This is a genomic window from Arthrobacter sp. TJ-270 (genome assembly GCF_058269075.1).
The window spans coordinates 682,958-698,889 of the sequence record NZ_JBZCNB010000001.1; the positions used below are offsets into that span (position 1 = coordinate 682,958).

Here is a 15,932-nt window from a genome sequence, read left to right on the forward strand (position 1 = left end):
TTACCGACCGTTCGTTCTATAAAGAATCGCACGGGGTGCCGGAAGGGTCAACTGAGGCCGTCTGGGGACAGTATTGCGGGAATCGTCAACGGCTCGGCCCGCGACTACTCCTCCAAACGGAAGCCCAGCTTGACGGTCACCTGCCAGTCAGCGACGGCGCCATCCACCAGATGCCCCCGGATCTCCTTGACCTCGAACCAGTCGAGGTTCCGGAGCGTCTTGGCAGCGTGCGTCACCGCGTTGGTCACGGCTGCGTCCACCCCGTCCGGTGATGTCCCGACAACCTCGGAAATGCTGTACGTATGGTTCGCCATGCTTCCTCCTTCAGCGGACGCCGGCCACTCCGGCGGGTGGGTGTCACGCTAGTCCTCCCCGCGGTTCCGGTCCAGACCCTTCCGCGGCTGACCGCCACCGGAATAACGGACAGAGTTTGTCCGGAATGTACTGGATCGGGGTTGCAGCCGTTCCTACGCTGGGAGCCATGACCTACAACATTCAGGTAGTAGTCGACAGCGCAGATCCCCATACCCAGGCTGACTGGTGGGCAGAAACTCTCGGGTGGGAGGTTGAGCCGACGAACCAGAATTTCATCGACAAGATGCTCGCAGAAGGATACGCACAGGAAAGTGACCTGATCGAGCACAATGGCGTCCGGGTCTGGAACACCGGCGAGGCGGTGTGCCGTCCTGAAGAAATAGGCCAGAAAGGTCGCCAGCGCATCCTGTTCATGAAAGTACCGGAACCGAAGACGGTCAAGGATCGCATCCACCTCGACATCAGCCTCGACGGCGATGACAGGGACGCCGTGCGGGCCGCCCTGGAAAGCCGCGGGGCGCGCTTCCTGCACCAGGGCAATGAGGGTCCGCACATCTGGTACACCATGGCTGATCCTGAGGGTAATGAGTTCTGTGTGAGCTAGGTAGGAAGCACTTTGAAGTCACCCCCGCCCTCGAAGCTAGACTCGATTGGTGACCACAGACCTTCCTGCCCAGGTATCCGATGTCTTTGACCCTGCCCGGTGGCGGCTCGTGGAGGGATTTGAGGATCTTCAGGACATCACCTACCACCGTCAGGTAGAACGCAGCCAGGTGGAACGCAGCCGCAACGACGGCGCCGCGTCGCGGGACCTGCCCACCGTCCGCATCGCGTTCAACCGGCCGGAGGTACGCAACGCTTTCCGTCCGGGCACCGTGGACGAGCTGTACCGGGCACTGGATCATGCCCGCATGACCCCGGACGTCGCGACGGTCCTCCTCACAGGCAACGGCCCCTCCCCCAAGGACGGCGGGCATTCCTTCTGCTCGGGCGGCGACCAGCGGATCCGCGGGCGGGACGGCTACCGCTACGCAGAGGGCGAAACCCGGGAAAGCATCGACCCCGCACGTGCCGGGCGCCTTCACATCCTCGAGGTTCAGCGGCTGATGCGGACCATGCCGAAGGTGGTCATCGCCGTCGTCAACGGCTGGGCAGCGGGCGGCGGCCACAGCCTGCACGTGGTGGCGGACCTGACGATCGCCTCGCGGCAGCACGGCAAGTTCAAGCAGACCGATGCAACTGTGGGCAGCTTCGACGCCGGCTACGGGTCAGCCCTCCTCGCCCGCCAGATCGGCCAGAAGCGCGCCCGTGAGATCTTCTTCCTCGCACGCGAGTACTCCGCCGAAGACATGGTCGACATGGGAGCAGTGAACGAAGCCGTTGATCACGAACGGCTTGAGGAAGTCGCGCTTGAGTACGCGGCAGACATCGCAAGGCAGAGTCCGCAGGCTATCCGCATGCTGAAGTTCGCCTTCAACCTGCCCGATGACGGGCTGGCCGGACAGCAGGTCTTCGCCGGTGAAGCCACCCGCATGGCATACATGACCGACGAGGCCGTCGAGGGCAAGGAAGCGTTCCTCGAGAAACGCAGCCCCGACTGGTCCAGCTTCCCCTACTACTTCTAGGCGCCCATGGAACTCCTGCCCGTTCACACCCCGCCCGGCTTCGACCCGCATACCCTGCTCCCCCCGCTCGCAGCAGCCCTCGCGGGCGAGGGTCCCGCGGTTGCGCCGCACACCGATGAGCACCAGCGCTTCGACGGCGAACTGCCGAACGACGAGATTGCTGCGGTGCTCAGCACGTCCGGGTCCACCGGCACCCCGAAGCAGACCATGCTCAGCGTCGATGCGCTTGCCGCGTCCGCCATGGGCACCGCGTACGCACTCAAAGCCGAGGGGCAGTGGCTGCTGACCCTGCCCGTGCACTACGTAGCCGGATTCCAGGTGCTGGTGCGTTCCCTGTACGCAGGAACCCGGCCATGGGCCATGGACCTCAGCGGAACCTTCAGCCCGGAACGTTTTACTGAAGCCGCCGGTGAACTGACCGACAAGGTGCGATTCACGTCCCTGGTGCCCACCCAGCTGCACCGTCTGCTGGATGATCCCGCGCCTGAAACCATCAAGGCGCTCCAGCGGTTCAACGCGATCCTGCTCGGCGGCGCGGCCGTCACCGAGGCGCTCCGCAGCAGAGCCCGTGCGCACGGCCTGAAGATCGTCCGCACCTACGGCATGAGCGAGACCTGCGGAGGCTGTGTGTACGACGGCGTCCCCCTCGACGGCGTGGAACTCACCAACGAAGACGGCCGGCTCTGGATCAGCGGCCCCGTCCTGTCTGACGGTTATCTGGGCCAGCCGGTGCTGACCCGGGAGAGGTTCCCGTTCAACTCCGGGCGCCGCTGGTTCCGTACTGACGACGACGGCACCATCGACAACGGTGTGCTCACCGTTCATGGCCGGGTGGACGACGTCATCATCACCGGCGGTCTCAAGGTCTCAGCAGTCGCGGTGGCCAGCGTCATCGAGGGCCTGGCGGGAGTCAGTGAAGCGTTGGTGCTTGGCATCCCGCACCCGGAGTGGGGCGCCCAGGTGGCGGCCGCCGTCGTCGGCTCAGTCAATCCGGACGCGGTGCGGCAGCACGCGCAGGAGCAGCTGGGGCCCCACGCGGCACCGAAAATCGTGCTCACTCTCGACAAACTTCCCATGCTGCCCAGCGGCAAGCCCGACCGGCTGGCTGTTCGCGCGCTGTTCGAACAGTCAACGCTGTAATGGGCTCCCGCACCCGAGAGCAGCGTCCAGGCAGGACCAACACCGTAGACAACCGGAGGAACACCGTGGCAACAGCTGCGCAATGGGTGGAGGGAGCGCGTCCCCGCACTCTTCCGATGGCGGTGGCCCCCGTGATCATCGGGTCCGCCGCGGCCTTTGACCTCGGGGCATTCAAGCCCGTGAATGCCCTTCTGGCCGCCTTGGTGGCGATCCTGCTGCAGGTGGGGGTCAACTACGCGAACGACTACTCCGACGGTATCCGCGGCACCGACAATGACCGCGTCGGTCCGCTGCGGTTGACCGGCTCCGGGGCGGCAAAAGCGTCTGAGGTGAAGTGGGCCGCTTTCGGGTGCTTCGCACTGGCCATGGTCGCAGGTCTCGCCCTGATTGTGCTGTCCCAGGCCTGGTTCCTGCTGCTCGTGGGACTGGGCTGCGTTGCTGCAGCCTGGGGATACACGGGCGGGCGCAACCCGTACGGGTACATGGGCCTCGGGGATCTTTTTGTTTTCGTCTTCTTCGGCCTGGTGGCCACCCTTGGAACCACCTACACCCAGGCCGGGCAGCTGAGCGGCCCCGCCTGGGTCGGAGCGGTCAGTACCGGAATCATCGCCATGGCGCTGCTGATGGCGAACAACGTGCGGGACATCCCCACAGACAGGGAAGCGGGCAAGCTCACCCTCGCTGTCCGCCTCGGCGACACGGCCGCCCGGATCAGCTACGTCATGATGCTTGCGGTGTCGCTGCTGCTGCCACTGTTCCTTGTCTACGACTACCCGTGGGTGCTGCTGGTCCTGCTCCTGGTCCCACTGTGCCTGATGCCGAGCTGGCTGATGCTCAAAGGCAAGAAACGGCGCAGCCTCATTCCCGTCCTGAAACAGACGAGCATCATCAATCTGGGCTTCAGCGTGCTGTTCGGCGCGGGCCTGGTGCTCTCGAGCTCACTGTCCTAGACCCGGTTCGCCCGCCTGCGATTACGGCTGGCGGCGGTCGGAGTTGACTGGCGTATTCGGGTCCAGGGTGTCCTCGGCGTCTGCATCGCGCAGTTCACTGGCGGTGCGGACGGGCGGGGCTCCGTCCCGGAATCTGCGCTGCAGGGATGACGCTGCTTCGTTGCGGAGATCGCGGAAGAAGAGGTACGTGACGCACCAGGCCATGATGGCTGCGGCGATCACGGAGAAGATCGCCCCCAGGCCGAGGGAATAGCAGATCACGAAGAACACCGCGACGAAGCCGAGGCGTAAAGCGGTGAATTTGAGGAAGGGCACGTGTCAAGTTTACTCGCCTACAATTGATGCATGCCGCGCCTGTTGCTGTTCCTCGTGATCCTGGGGATCGCTGTCATTGTTTATGCGCTGTTCGACTGCATCATGAGCCGGGCCGAATCAGTGCGCAGCATCTCAAAACCGGCCTGGTTCTTCACCATCCTCCTTGTCCCCCTTCTGGGTGCCGGTCTATGGTTCCTGTTCGGTCGTCCACGCAGGGATGACCGTCCCAGCCAGCGTCAGACGCGCCGCCCCACCGCGCCCGACGACGACCCTCAGTTCCTGCGCAATCTTGAGGTCCAGCGTCGGCAGGAAGCCCGCGAGGCCGAACAGCGCAAGCGTGAGGCCGAGCGCCGCGCTCGCGAGGAGAAAAAGAAGGACGAGGGCACAGCCAACGACGGCAAGACCTCTTAGGCTTTAGCTGACTTGAACGAATGGGCAGGACACGCCCCTAACGCGTGAGCATTAGGGGCGTGTCCTGCCCATTCAACGTTGGGTGGTTGAAGCGCTGGGTGTTGAGCGGTCAGACGCCGGCGTAGCTGTGCAGTCCCGAGAAGTAGATGTTCACGATCGTGAAGTTGAAGACGATGCACAGGTAGCCAACGATCGAGAGCCATGCGGCGCGCGTTCCGGTCCATCCGCGGGTGGCACGGGCGTGCAGGTAACCGGCGTAGACCACCCAGATCACGAACGTCCAGACTTCCTTGGTGTCCCAACCCCAGTAACGGCCCCACGCCTTCTCGGCCCAGATGGCTCCGGCCATGAGGGTGAACGTCCACAGCACGAAGGCAATCGCATTGATGCGGTAGGAAAGGTTCTCCAGGCTCAGTGCGGACGGCACCAACCGCATGAACGGCAGACGGTCATTCCGACCCGAAGCAAGGCGTGAGACCCGGTCCGCCTGCATCAGCTGGAGCACCGACATCGCGAAGGTCAGGGTGAACAGCGCTGAGGCCACAACGGCCACGGACACGTGGATGATGAGCCAGTAACTCTGCAGCGCCGGCACGAGGTTGGCCACCGGCGTCGGGAATCCGATAGTGGCCGCGCACAGCATGACCACCACCAGGCCGATCACGAAAGTGCCCAGGAACCTCAGGTCCTTACGCGTGAGCACCAGCAGGAAAACAACAGCAACCACCAGGCCGCCGGTGGTGCAGAACTCGTACATGTTGCCCCACGGCACCCGGCCGGCGGCAACACCGCGGCTGACCACGGCAACCGCGTGGATCGCAGCGGCGACGATGGTGAGTGCGACGGCGATGCGCGCCACCGAGCGTCGCTCGCCCTGGTAGTTCATTGCGTCGTCGGCGGTGGATCCGACTGGAGCGCCGTCGTCGTCGGCTGACTTCCCGCGCTTCCCCCCGGCTACCGCGCCGGCGAGCACGAGCTCCCGTTCCTCGGCCGATTCGGCGAGCTCTGCTTCGATTTCCCGGATGCGCCTGCTGCTCTTGACGAGGTCCCAGGTGAAGGCGAGGAAAGCAACCGTGTAGGCGAGAGCAGCGAGCAGCATGAACAGCTCGCTGTACTGGCCAAGGGTCTGGTTAATGTTCTGCATCAGTTGTCCTTACCGCTTACGGGCGCCGACGCCCCCGCGTGCGCTGTCTCATTCTCGTAGTCTTCGGTGCCGCCCGCCAGCCAGCGTTCCCGCAAAAGCTTCTCGATTGCAGCACCCTCGCCTGCCAGCCTGTGATCCTCGCCGCGGGCCAGCAGGCCGTACTCGACCGTGATCCCGCCGTCCGCGCCGGTGCCCGTCCGTATCCACACCCGGCGTCGGCCAATGAACAGGGAGGCGCTGAGCCCCGCCAGGGCCAGGGATGAAAACACCAGAGCGCCGAGCTCCGCCGGGTCGTGGGTGATGTCCAGCGCTGCGTAGCGGCGCAGCCCGTCAAACGTTATCGAGCCCAGGCCGTCAGGCAGTTCGAACGTCTCACCGGCGTCGAGCACGATGCCGCCGGCCTCACTGTTCCGGCTGTTCAGCTCGGTCAGGGTGTCAGTATTCAGGACGTACACGTTCTGGGGTTCACCGTCGTCCAGTCCGAGATCACCGTAGTAGGAGTTCAGGTTCAGTTGCGGTAGGAATGGGTCGGGATCGCGGCTGAAGGAGACACCGTTCTCATCGATCGCCGCAGTCGGGAGGAAGAAGCCCACGAAGCCGAGCGGCTCCGGCTGCGCGTCGGGCACCTTCAGCACCATGAGCGAAGTGAACAGGCCGTCCTGGGGAATCGACACGACGGGGCCCTGGTGCGCGATGTTGCCGTCGCCGTCGCGCACTGTAACGACGGGTGCGTAGCCGTTGCCCACCAGGTACACACTGGTGCCGCCGATGGTCAGCGGCTCATTGACCTTCAGGATCCGCTCCTCCGGTTCCTCCCCGGGTGCGGTTCTGCTGGTCATGGTGGCGGTGAAGTCGATGGGCTGCCCATAGTGGGTGAGCTGCCGGTCGAACTGGACGTCGAATTCCTCAAGCGTGATGGAATACGGGTCCAGGTTGTCTTCGGAGAAGTTGGTGCCCGGTGTGAAGGAGTCGTAGCCGACGAGCGTGTTCACGAAGGTCTCGCCCTCGACCAGGATCTTCTGCCCGCGGTAGCCGAACAGCCCGCCGACGGCTACGGATACCAGCACCCCGATCAGGGACAGATGGAACACGAGATTCCCGAGTTCCTTCAGAAATCCCCGCTCGGCGCCGACGGAGGGCCGTGCACCGTTCCCGTCCCGCACGTCCACCCGGTATCCGCGCTTCTTCAGCACGCCCGCGGCATCGACGACGGCGGCAGCGGCCGACGTCGGGCGCCCGCCTTCCTGCCCACTCGAGCGGGGCCCCGGTCCGGCTGGGAGTGCGAACGTGCCGTGTACCGGCATGCGTGAGAGCCGGCTCGGCGTGCGGGGCGGCTTCGAGCGCCAGGCACGGCCGTGGGCGATCGCGCGGGGGATGACGCACCCGATCAGCGAAATGAACAGGAGCAGGTAGATCGCTGAGAACCAGACGGACGAGTAGACGTCGAACAGCTGGAACCAGTCCAGGATGGGGCCGGTCTCCGGGTTGTCCTGAATGTACTGGGTGACAACGGCAGGGTTTGCAGGACGCTGCGGGAACAGCGAGCCAGGCACCGCTGCGACCGCAAGCAGGAGCAACAGGAAAAGGGCCGTGCGCATGCTCGTCAGCTGGGTCCACACCCAGCGCAAGCTGCCCAGGAACCCAAGAGCCGGGAGCGCGACGTTGTCTTCGCGGTCCTTCTTTGCCATTGAGTTGTCCTTAGCTTCAGCCTTCGAATTATTCATGAGTCATCAGATCGGAAGGGTGACGCCGCCCAGCCACTGCTGGAGCTCGTTGATCCACAGGTTCCAGACGCCGGACGCCATGAGCACGCCGACCAGGATGAGCATGCCACCGCCGGAGCGCTGCAGAAGCAGCCGGTGGCGCCGGAAGAAGGCCATCGCACCCATCCCCCGCCGCAGTCCCAGTGCGATCAGCAGGAACGGCAGTCCGAGGCCCAGGCAGTACACGAAGGTGAGCAGCGCGCCCTTGGCCGCACTGGCGCCGTCGTTCGAGAAAGCGAGCAGCTGCACCGCAGAGAGAGTCGGGCCGATGCACGGGGCCCAACCCAGGCCGAACGTGAGTCCGAGGAGCGGCGCCCCCCAGAGGCCGCTCGGGACCCTGGTGTGAAGCTTCCGGTCCTGCTGGAACCACGACAGCCCGCCCATGAAGACAATCCCGAGCACGATCACCACGAGGCCGAAGATCCGGATCAGCCACTCCTGGGAGCCGGCCATCCACGCTCCGAGCTGCCCGAACAGCGCGCCGTATGCCATGAAGACCAGCGAAAAACCGATGACGAAAAGACCAATCCCGGCCACCATCCGCCCACGCTTCTGCTGCTCCAGGTCCACGCCGGTGAGTCCGCTGACGTAGCCGAGGTACCCGGGAACAAGCGGCAGCACGCAGGGCGACACAAATGAGACCAGGCCCGCCAGGAGCGCCACGGGCAGCGCGAGCAGCATGGAACCGTTGAGCACCGTGTCAGCGAAGGCGTTTCCCGCCGGAGCCAGGGCGATCACGGCACCGGATGAAAAGGTGGAGGTCACGGCCACTACTCGGCCAGCGCGGAGTCTATGAGCGCGCTGAGGGTTCCCTTGTCGGCCAGGCCCAATATGCGCGCGGACACGCGCCCTTCCTTGTCCAGCACAAGGGTTGTCGGAACGGCCTGCGGCGGAACGTAGCTTGTCATCGACAGCAGGACCCCGCCGTCGGAGTCGTTAAAACTGGGGTACGGGATGCCGAAGTTCCGCTCGAACGCCTCTGCGTTCTGCTTACCGTCACGGATGTTCACGCCGTAGAACCGGACGTCCTGCGCCTGGTACTCCTCGTGGAGCGCGACGAGGTCGGGTGCTTCCTCCCGGCACGGGGCGCAGGCGGCGTACCAGAAGTTAAGAACGGTCACATCGCCCGGCCACTCGGACGAGGAAACGGACGAATCGTCGTAGAGCGTGCCCTCGATCTGCACGGGTTCACCCCGCTCGGCGGCGGTGTACTCGGTGACGGAACCGTCACCGGCGATGTAATTCTTGTTGTTGCCTTCCGCCGCCTGCTGGGCAAGCGGGTCCTGTGCAGCACAGCCCGAAAGGACCACGACGGCGGCGAGCACCGGCGCGGTCAGGCGCATCAACCTGCCGCCTCGTTGGCGGCGGTGGGCAGCATCAGAATGAGTCACAACATCTTCCACAAGTTCTACAACGTGTAGTAATTGTATTACGCTCCCGGGAGGTTCTTCGCGCGCGGTAGCAGGTCTGCGCAGGGCTCCTCGTACCTCACGCCGGTGAGGTCGTCGCCGTCGAAATAGAGGGACGTCACGGAACTCAGCGTGCATTTGCGCTGACGTGGATCATGCCACAGGCGACGCTTCTCCGCGGCGAGCCGGGCAACCCAGATGGGCAGCTGGTGACTGACCATCACGGCTTCGGCATCCTTGCCCCCGTTAGCCTCCAGTGCTGCGCGGCGTGCGTCATGAACCGCTGCCATCACCCGCTCCACCTGTGCACTGTACGGCTCGCCCCAGGATGGGGTGAACGGGTTCCTCAGCGACTTCCAGTGCTTGGGGTGCCTGAGCTGCTGGGCAACCTGCGTCATTCCCTCGAACCGGTTCTCCGCTTCGATGATGCGCTCATCGGTCAAGATGGAGAGGCCGAGCTCCCGCGCCGTCGGCTCGGCGGTCTCCTGCGCGCGCGTCAGCGGCGAGGCAACCAGGTGGGTTATGTCTGCGCCGTCATTCCTGCGTTCCGCAAAGTAGGTTCCTATTCGCTCTGCCATCTCGCGGCCAAGCTCGGACAGATGAAACTCGGGCAGTCGGCCGTAGAGGATTCCGTCCGGATTATGGACTTCGCCGTGGCGCACGAGGTGAACGGTGGCTGAGGGCATGAGTCAAGTTTCGCATCCCTCGCGTCAGACGGCTAAATCGAGCGGGCAACACATGCCCGAGAGAAAATATTTGAAGTTTCAAGCGATCTCTGGAATAAAAGATGCAAATGCATGTTTATTACATGTACAAGCCCGTGCGGCCCCCCGGCCGTACACCCCAAGCACTTCAGATCAGGAGAATCATCATGGCTATCCCCACCGGACTCACCCAGGGCATCTGGAACTTCGACGGCTCCCACAGCGAAGTCGGTTTCACCGTCCGCCACGCAGGCATCAGCAAGGTGCGCGGAAACTTCGAGACCGTCGACGCCTCCCTGCAGGTCGGATCCTCCCTCGAGGACTCCAAGGTCACTGCGACCATCAAGACTGAATCATTCAACTCGAAGGACGCGAACCGCGACGCACATGTACGCGGTGATGACTTCTTCGACGTTGAACAGTTCCCCGAGATGACCTTCGAGTCCAAGCGCGTGGAAGGCGCCGGCGAGACCTACAAGCTCATCGGTGACCTCACCATCCGCGGCATCACCAAGGAAGTTGTCATCGACACCGAGTTCAACGGCGTCGCTGTTGACCCCTTCGGTGCCACCCGCGCCGGGTTCTCCGGCCAGACAGTCATCTCCCGCAAGGAGTTCGGCCTGACCTGGAATGCGGCCCTCGAGGCCGGCGGCGTTCTGGTGGGCGACAAGGTGACCATCAACCTCGACGCCGCCTTCGTAGCGCCCTCGGCCAACTAGGCTTTCTTTCGTCAAAGGCCATCCCTTCATGGGGCGTACCGGATCTGCCGGTACGCCCCATCGGGTTTTCCACCCGAAACACTCCAACGTCTGGATGCCCGGCGGTACGCTGGGCGCATGAGTACGCCATCACACGATCCCGAGCCATCCGAACGTGACCCTCGTCAGCTCTCCGGAACCGACCCGCTGAATCCCGCAGAGCCCGGGCCCGCCCAGAATTCGGGGGCGGGCTTGTCCCCGGAGCCGCAGAAACCGGCGTCTCCGTACTCTTATCAGTCGGCCCAGCCGGCTGGGTACGCCTACCCCAGCGCGGCCAATATGCCGGAGGCTGCCCGGCCGCCGCTACCCAGGGAAGTGAATCTGGCCTTCTGGCTGATCATCGCCGCAGGTGCGCTGAACTTCATCTCCACCCTGCTTGGGTCAGGCAGCGCCGGACCAGCCGGCGCTGCAGGCATCGGCATAGGAATAGCGCTGATAGTCGGCATCCTCACCACCGGCATTTATGTTCTCCTCGCTGTCTTCATCCGCAAGGGGCACAACTGGGCACGCATCACTGCAACGGTTCTGGCCGGCATCTCGCTACTGCTCCTGCTGATGAGCTGGCTTACGCTCACCGCGCTCCAATCGAACCCCGAAGTTCAGGCGCAGCTCGGCGATCAGAGCCTCCAGCCCAGCGGCTTCGCGATCACCATCAACATCCTCGTGGTCCTGCTGGGTGTGGCCGGAGTGGTGCTGTGTTGGCTCAAGCCTTCCAACGCCTACTTCAGAGCGCAGCAGATTACCCACTAACGGCACCACCCAGCGCTCTTGCGAGGAGCGCTGGGTTACTGGGCAGCGCGGGCGCTGGAACCGGCATCCATGTCCGGGTCCTGCGCCCGCTGTGCGTGATAGGCAAGGATCTGAAGTTCCGTAGCCATGTCCACCTTGCGCAACTGCACATGGTCCGGCACCTGCAGGACAACCGGCGCGAAGCTGAGGATGCTCGTGATGCCTGCCTCAACCAGTTCGTCGCAAAGCTCCTGGGCGACGCTGGCCGGCACGGCGAGGACAGCCATATTGGCGCTGGTCCGACGCAGCACCGTAGCGAGATCCTGCACCGGGCTGACGCGCAGCCAACCCACCTCCGTACCGACAACCATCTGGTCGGCATCGAACAGGGCGACCACTTCGAAACCGCGCGACTGGAATCCCGAGTATCCTGCGAGCGCCCGCCCGAGGTTGCCGGCACCGACAATCGCAACGCGCCAGTCCTTGGTCAACCCCAGTGCGGTGGAGATCTGACTGTTGAGGTACTGGACGTCGTAGCCCACGCCGCGGGTTCCATAGGAACCGAGATAGGACAGATCCTTGCGGAGCATGGGCGAGTTCACCCCCGCCGCGTCAGCAAGTTCCTCGGAGGACACACGCTCTATACCCTCCGCCAGCAATGAGTTCAAGGCGCGCAGGTAGATCGTCAACCGGGCCAGAGACGCAGGCGGAATCTGCCTGCCCTGCTGGTCGTTGGTGGCCGCCCGTAGCCCGGGGATCTCCGACATGGTCACTGGATCATCGCTCCATCACTGTTCGCCGGGCGGCCGGGACCTGCTCCGCCCGCCCGCCGGAGGATGACGGCGGGATACCACCACTTTAGGTCCCCCGGCGGAGCGCTCAAAGTCCGATGCCCGCTATCTGGTGATGGATGCTGCGCATCAGGCGAGGAGCCGGCGCAGACGCGCCTCATCGATCGTCCAGAAGTCCCGCTGGACTCCATCGAGAAGTAGGACGGGCACCTCTTCCGAAAACCGCTCAAGCAACTCGGTATGGGCGGTGATGGATTCCTCCCGCCAGCTGACGCCGAGCTCGCCGGTGACGCGGGCAACGGTCTCCCGTGCTGCTTCGCACAGGTGGCAGTTGGGCCTGGTCACCAACACAAGGCCGGAGGTCCAGTCCCCCGCCGGCGGCTGGGTCTGCTGGTTCATGATCCCCTAAGCCTACTGCCGAGGGTCCCGTGCCCGGTGAAGTGAGGTGGGGGGGTCAAGTAGGCATTACGGGCGCGGGCGGCGCATCGGGCGCCAAGCTGTGATTAGACTCGTGCTATGTCCGCAGCCAGCCTCCGACCCGTCGTCGTACCAGGGTCCGCCGCGGAGTCGCCGGTTGAAGCGGCATCGCTGGGCGGTCCCACTGGAGAAGCAGCCTTTTTCGACGTCGACAACACCATGATGCGCGGCGCCAGCCTCTTCCATGTGGCCCGCAAGATGTACCAGCGGCGCGCCTTCACCCTCCGCTTTGCTGCAGGGCTGGCGTGGAAACAGTTGCGCTTCACCATGCGCGGCGAGAACATGACCGACATTCATGCCGTGCGGGACGCCGCGCTTGCCTTCGCTATCGGCATTGCCCACGAGGACATTCTCGCCCTCGGCGAAGAGGTCTACGACGAAATGATCGCTTCGAAGATCTGGCCCGGAGCGCGCGCCCTGGCGGAGCAGCATTTGCGGAACGGGCGCCGCGTCTGGCTGGTCACGGGAACTCCGGTGGAGGTGGCCAGTGTCATCGCCAATCGTCTGGGGCTCACGGGGGCGCTCGGCACCGTGGGAGAAGTGTTTGAGGGTCTCTACACGGGCAAGCTGGTGGGTGAGTTCCTGCACGGGCCCGCGAAAGCTACGGCCGTTCGCGAGCTGGCCGGGAATGAAGGCCTGGACCTGTCCCGCTGCTGGGCGTACAGCGATTCATACAATGACATCCCACTGCTCAGCCTTGTGGGCCACCCGGTAGCGATCAACCCGGACCGTCGTCTCCGCAAGCACGCCCGTGACGCAAATTGGCCCATCTACGATTTCCGAAGCGGCCGTCGTGCGGCGACCCTTGGCCTGAAGGCAGCAACGGGAGCCGGTGCCGTTTACGGTCTGTGGCGCGGCTTCACCAGGATGAGGGGCTAGTCCTTAAATGCAAAACCGGTCCGCCTGACTGGCGGACCGGATGCGATGCTACTTTTTGTTGCGGCGCTGGTGGCGGGTCTTCCGAAGCAGTTTGCGGTGCTTCTTCTTCGCCATCCGCTTGCGGCGCTTTTTGATTACTGAACCCATAAAGTCCTCACAAACTATTGATTCCGGTTCCGGACAACCTCTACCGCATCAACTGCGGCAGGGACGCTCGAATCTGACAAAAGACGTACATCGCGATGACGTACATCATGCGGCCGTGCTAACGGCCGCCTACGCAAAACGCTTCTTAACAGAGTACCCGCTCAAACCGGCCTTCCTGACCGGCCCCGCCCGGAGCCCCTAGCCGGTACCCGACTCGCCCTCCACCGTAGCGGAGCGCAGGTACTGCTGCACGGCGGATTCGGGCACCCGGTACGAGCGCCCGAACTGGACGGCCGGCATATCCCCCGAGTGCACCAACCGGTACACGGTCATCTTCGACACCCGCATTACTTTCGCGACCTCCGCAACCGTCAGGAAGCGCACATCGGAAAAGTTGCTCCCGCTCGTCATCTCACCACTGTCCTTATTCTCTGGAGCTAACCCTGAGATGGCGTCCACCGACAACGGATGGAACGCCGGACGGCGTGTCGCCTTGAGACCGTAGGATTATCCGTCTACGGAGATACTCTAGTGGTTGGTGTGACTAAAGTGAAAGCTCAGGCTGGTTACGATTGGCCACAGTACGACGACGGCGCGCGCCCCTTGCGAGATCACCCAGCACAGAAGCGGTGACGCCCCACCCCATGCATCCATCGGTGACGCTCTGACCGTACACAAGCTCGCCGCGCGCGCTCACATCCAGCTTCTGTGCCCCCTCGACGAGGAAACTTTCCAGCATCACGCCGGCGATGGTATCCGTGCCTGCCACGGCTTCCGCCAACTCCCTTGCGACCTCCGCCTGCCGCCGGTGATCCTTGCCGCTGTTTGCATGGCTTGCATCCACGATCAGCCTCTCGTTCAGGCCCGCCGCGGCTAGCCTGGCTGACGCGTTCGCCACGTCGCCGGGGCCGTAGTTCGGGCCGTCGGACCCTCCGCGCAGGATCAGGTGGGTGTCAGGATTCCCGGTGGTCGAGACGAGAGATGCCCGCCCCTCGTCGTCGACGCCCAGGAAAGCCTGCGGCGCACCGGCGGCAGCGCAAGCATCCAGCGCCACGCTGATACCGCCGTCGGTGCCGTTCTTGAAGCCAACCGGCATGGACAGGCCCGAGGACAACTGTCGATGGACCTGGCTCTCCGTGGTCCGGGCGCCGATCGCGCCCCAACTGACCAGATCCGCAATGTACTGGGGGCTGATCGGCTCGAGGAACTCCGTGCCCAGCGGAAGCCCGAGGGCTGCGACATCGTGAAGGAATCCGCGGGCGGCGCGCAGGCCGGCGGCGATGTCGTGGCTGCCGTCGAGGTGGGGGTCATTGATAAGCCCCTTCCAGCCCACCGTGGTTCGTGGCTTCTCGAAGTAGGCCCGCATGACCACCAGCAGGTCTTCACGGTGCATGTGCGCGGCATCGGCAAGCAGGCGGGCGTACTCGAGGCCCGCGTCGGTGTCATGGATGGAACATGGGCCGACGATGACGAGGAGGCGGTCATCCACCCCGTTGAGTACGGCCCTGATCTCTTCGCGTGAACGGCGAACAGAATCAGCGATCTCGTCGGTGCCTGGCAGTTCGGCGATCAGTGCGGCAGGCGTCGGCAGCGGTTCAATCCCCCGGACGTTGACGTTGGAGGATGCTGTGGCGAGGGTTTTCATGGGTCCCGGCTTTCGAAGAGGGTTCTTCGGCGGGACTGTCCTGCAGAACCCGCCGTGGAAACGACGAAGGGCAGGAAGCGTGTCCTGCCCTGTTGGCTCTGAAGGTGTTGGTCAGCGTACTAAGCCGCGGGCTCCTCCAGAGCCAACGCATAATACGCATACCAACGGGTTGTCATGGGACTGAGCGTAACGGTCGAGGTGCAGATTGCAAAACACCGGTGCCCAATTGTGACCGCCGGGGCGTCACACGGCCTGCCGCAGCAACTACTCCTTGCGGCGTCGCAGCTTGGGAAATTGGGACAGGAGGTCTGCGGCACGCTCGGCAGCCCTGCCCACGGTTCGTCCAAACGGCTGGGAACCATCGGGCTGCGCGAGGCCGGGAGTCACGGGAACAAGCTCCCCGAGCTCAGGTTCAATGACGGCCGGCGCCAGCGATGAGTTGATTTGTACTACGGGCAATTGGAACTCGGCGAGCCAGGAGGCGATTCCCTGCAACGGTTCTGGATCGAGCGAGTAGAAACGCTTCTGACCCTGCGCCCGCATGGTGACAAGCCCTGCTTCCCGCAGAACTTTGAGGTGCTTGGAAACGGTGGGTTGACTGACCTCTAATTCAAGCACCAACTCGCCTACCGCTTTGTCCCCGTCCCGCAGCGATGTCAGGATCTGACGGCGGGTGGCTTCGGCGATGACGGCGAACACATCATCCATGACCATCCCATTACCATAACCG

At 64.1% G+C, this 15,932-nt stretch carries 21 protein-coding genes; 8 read left to right on the plus strand and 13 right to left on the minus strand.

The window, feature by feature from the left end; genetic code table 11:
* Positions 1 to 104: 104 nt before the first annotated feature.
* On the minus strand, positions 105 to 314 hold the full coding sequence (locus AC4D2M_RS03245) for a dodecin (RefSeq protein WP_490889934.1): 210 nt from the start codon (positions 312 to 314) through the stop codon (positions 105 to 107).
* 167 nt (positions 315 to 481) lie between these two features.
* On the opposite strand from AC4D2M_RS03245, the gene AC4D2M_RS03250 reads away from it, so the two are divergent.
* The 4 genes from AC4D2M_RS03250 to AC4D2M_RS03265 all read left to right on the plus strand — a co-directional run bounded on the left by AC4D2M_RS03250 (position 482) and on the right by AC4D2M_RS03265 (position 4,030).
* Complete coding sequence (locus AC4D2M_RS03250) at positions 482 to 919, plus strand: VOC family protein (protein WP_490889936.1); 438 nt, start codon at positions 482 to 484, stop codon at positions 917 to 919.
* Positions 920 to 968: 49 nt separating this feature from the next.
* Positions 969 to 1,940 carry a 1,4-dihydroxy-2-naphthoyl-CoA synthase gene (locus AC4D2M_RS03255; protein ID WP_490889938.1) on the plus strand — a complete coding sequence of 324 codons (972 nt, stop codon included), beginning with the start codon at positions 969 to 971 and terminating at the stop codon, positions 1,938 to 1,940.
* A 6-nt stretch (positions 1,941 to 1,946) separates the two neighbouring features.
* The gene (gene menE, locus AC4D2M_RS03260) at positions 1,947 to 3,080 is read left to right on the plus strand and encodes an o-succinylbenzoate--CoA ligase (RefSeq protein ID WP_490889940.1); all 1,134 of its coding nucleotides are present in this window, start codon (positions 1,947 to 1,949) and stop codon (positions 3,078 to 3,080) included.
* A 65-nt stretch (positions 3,081 to 3,145) separates the two neighbouring features.
* A complete protein-coding gene (locus AC4D2M_RS03265) occupies positions 3,146 to 4,030 on the plus strand; it encodes a 1,4-dihydroxy-2-naphthoate polyprenyltransferase (RefSeq protein WP_490889941.1) in 885 nt (294 codons plus the stop codon).
* Between the two features lie 21 nt (positions 4,031 to 4,051).
* On the opposite strand, the gene AC4D2M_RS03270 is transcribed toward AC4D2M_RS03265, so the two are convergent.
* Complete coding sequence (locus AC4D2M_RS03270; RefSeq protein ID WP_490889943.1) at positions 4,052 to 4,345, minus strand: DUF4229 domain-containing protein; 294 nt, start codon at positions 4,343 to 4,345, stop codon at positions 4,052 to 4,054.
* A gap of 30 nt (positions 4,346 to 4,375) precedes the next feature.
* Here AC4D2M_RS03270 and AC4D2M_RS03275 point away from each other — a divergent pair, with 30 nt between their 5' ends.
* Positions 4,376 to 4,756 (plus strand): PLD nuclease N-terminal domain-containing protein, encoded by a 381-nt coding sequence (locus AC4D2M_RS03275; RefSeq protein ID WP_490889945.1) that lies wholly within the window; start codon positions 4,376 to 4,378, stop codon positions 4,754 to 4,756.
* Positions 4,757 to 4,865: 109 nt separating this feature from the next.
* Here AC4D2M_RS03275 and ccsB read toward each other — a convergent pair whose 3' ends face one another.
* From ccsB to AC4D2M_RS03300, 5 genes are all read right to left on the minus strand, one after another.
* Positions 4,866 to 5,900: a c-type cytochrome biogenesis protein CcsB gene (gene ccsB / locus AC4D2M_RS03280; protein ID WP_490889947.1), complete on the minus strand. Its 1,035-nt coding sequence runs from the start codon at positions 5,898 to 5,900 to the stop codon at positions 4,866 to 4,868.
* Positions 5,900 to 7,588 (minus strand): cytochrome c biogenesis protein ResB, encoded by a 1,689-nt coding sequence (gene resB / locus AC4D2M_RS03285; protein WP_490889949.1) that lies wholly within the window; start codon positions 7,586 to 7,588, stop codon positions 5,900 to 5,902. The genes ccsB and resB overlap by 1 nt, the downstream gene beginning before the upstream one ends.
* Positions 7,589 to 7,630: 42 nt before the next feature.
* Positions 7,631 to 8,344 (minus strand): cytochrome c biogenesis CcdA family protein, encoded by a 714-nt coding sequence (locus AC4D2M_RS03290; RefSeq protein ID WP_490890415.1) that lies wholly within the window; start codon positions 8,342 to 8,344, stop codon positions 7,631 to 7,633.
* An 89-nt stretch (positions 8,345 to 8,433) separates the two neighbouring features.
* Positions 8,434 to 9,006 (minus strand): TlpA family protein disulfide reductase, encoded by a 573-nt coding sequence (locus AC4D2M_RS03295; protein ID WP_490890417.1) that lies wholly within the window; start codon positions 9,004 to 9,006, stop codon positions 8,434 to 8,436.
* A gap of 86 nt (positions 9,007 to 9,092) precedes the next feature.
* Entirely contained in the window at positions 9,093 to 9,758 is a 666-nt protein-coding gene (locus AC4D2M_RS03300) for a histidine phosphatase family protein (RefSeq protein WP_490889950.1), read from the minus strand.
* 185 nt (positions 9,759 to 9,943) lie between these two features.
* On the opposite strand from AC4D2M_RS03300, the gene AC4D2M_RS03305 reads away from it, so the two are divergent.
* Together AC4D2M_RS03305 and AC4D2M_RS03310 are read left to right on the plus strand one after the other, a co-directional pair.
* Positions 9,944 to 10,495: a YceI family protein gene (locus tag AC4D2M_RS03305; RefSeq protein ID WP_490889952.1), complete on the plus strand. Its 552-nt coding sequence runs from the start codon at positions 9,944 to 9,946 to the stop codon at positions 10,493 to 10,495.
* Positions 10,496 to 10,612: 117 nt separating this feature from the next.
* Positions 10,613 to 11,284: a hypothetical protein gene (locus tag AC4D2M_RS03310; protein WP_490889954.1), complete on the plus strand. Its 672-nt coding sequence runs from the start codon at positions 10,613 to 10,615 to the stop codon at positions 11,282 to 11,284.
* 35 nt (positions 11,285 to 11,319) lie between these two features.
* Here the strand turns inward: AC4D2M_RS03310 and AC4D2M_RS03315 are convergent, their stop codons facing one another.
* Together AC4D2M_RS03315 and AC4D2M_RS03320 are read right to left on the minus strand one after the other, a co-directional pair.
* Positions 11,320 to 12,030, minus strand: a complete 711-nt coding sequence (locus AC4D2M_RS03315) for a redox-sensing transcriptional repressor Rex (protein ID WP_490889956.1) — start codon at positions 12,028 to 12,030, stop codon at positions 11,320 to 11,322.
* A 153-nt stretch (positions 12,031 to 12,183) separates the two neighbouring features.
* The gene (locus AC4D2M_RS03320) at positions 12,184 to 12,453 is read right to left on the minus strand and encodes a glutaredoxin family protein (protein ID WP_490889957.1); all 270 of its coding nucleotides are present in this window, start codon (positions 12,451 to 12,453) and stop codon (positions 12,184 to 12,186) included.
* A 117-nt stretch (positions 12,454 to 12,570) separates the two neighbouring features.
* On the opposite strand from AC4D2M_RS03320, the gene AC4D2M_RS03325 reads away from it, so the two are divergent.
* The gene (locus AC4D2M_RS03325; protein WP_490889959.1) at positions 12,571 to 13,410 is read left to right on the plus strand and encodes an HAD family hydrolase; all 840 of its coding nucleotides are present in this window, start codon (positions 12,571 to 12,573) and stop codon (positions 13,408 to 13,410) included.
* A gap of 48 nt (positions 13,411 to 13,458) precedes the next feature.
* Here AC4D2M_RS03325 and AC4D2M_RS03330 read toward each other — a convergent pair whose 3' ends face one another.
* From AC4D2M_RS03330 to AC4D2M_RS03345, 4 genes are all read right to left on the minus strand, one after another.
* The gene (locus AC4D2M_RS03330; RefSeq protein ID WP_003792170.1) at positions 13,459 to 13,557 is read right to left on the minus strand and encodes a 30S ribosomal protein bS22; all 99 of its coding nucleotides are present in this window, start codon (positions 13,555 to 13,557) and stop codon (positions 13,459 to 13,461) included.
* A 198-nt stretch (positions 13,558 to 13,755) separates the two neighbouring features.
* A complete protein-coding gene (locus AC4D2M_RS03335) occupies positions 13,756 to 13,968 on the minus strand; it encodes a helix-turn-helix domain-containing protein (RefSeq protein WP_490889962.1) in 213 nt (70 codons plus the stop codon).
* Positions 13,969 to 14,101: 133 nt separating this feature from the next.
* Positions 14,102 to 15,202, minus strand: coding sequence for a 3-deoxy-7-phosphoheptulonate synthase (locus AC4D2M_RS03340; RefSeq protein ID WP_490889963.1), 1,101 nt, complete (start codon positions 15,200 to 15,202; stop codon positions 14,102 to 14,104).
* Between the two features lie 264 nt (positions 15,203 to 15,466).
* Complete coding sequence (locus AC4D2M_RS03345; protein ID WP_490889964.1) at positions 15,467 to 15,916, minus strand: ArsR/SmtB family transcription factor; 450 nt, start codon at positions 15,914 to 15,916, stop codon at positions 15,467 to 15,469.
* Between the last annotated feature and the right edge of the window lie 16 nt (positions 15,917 to 15,932).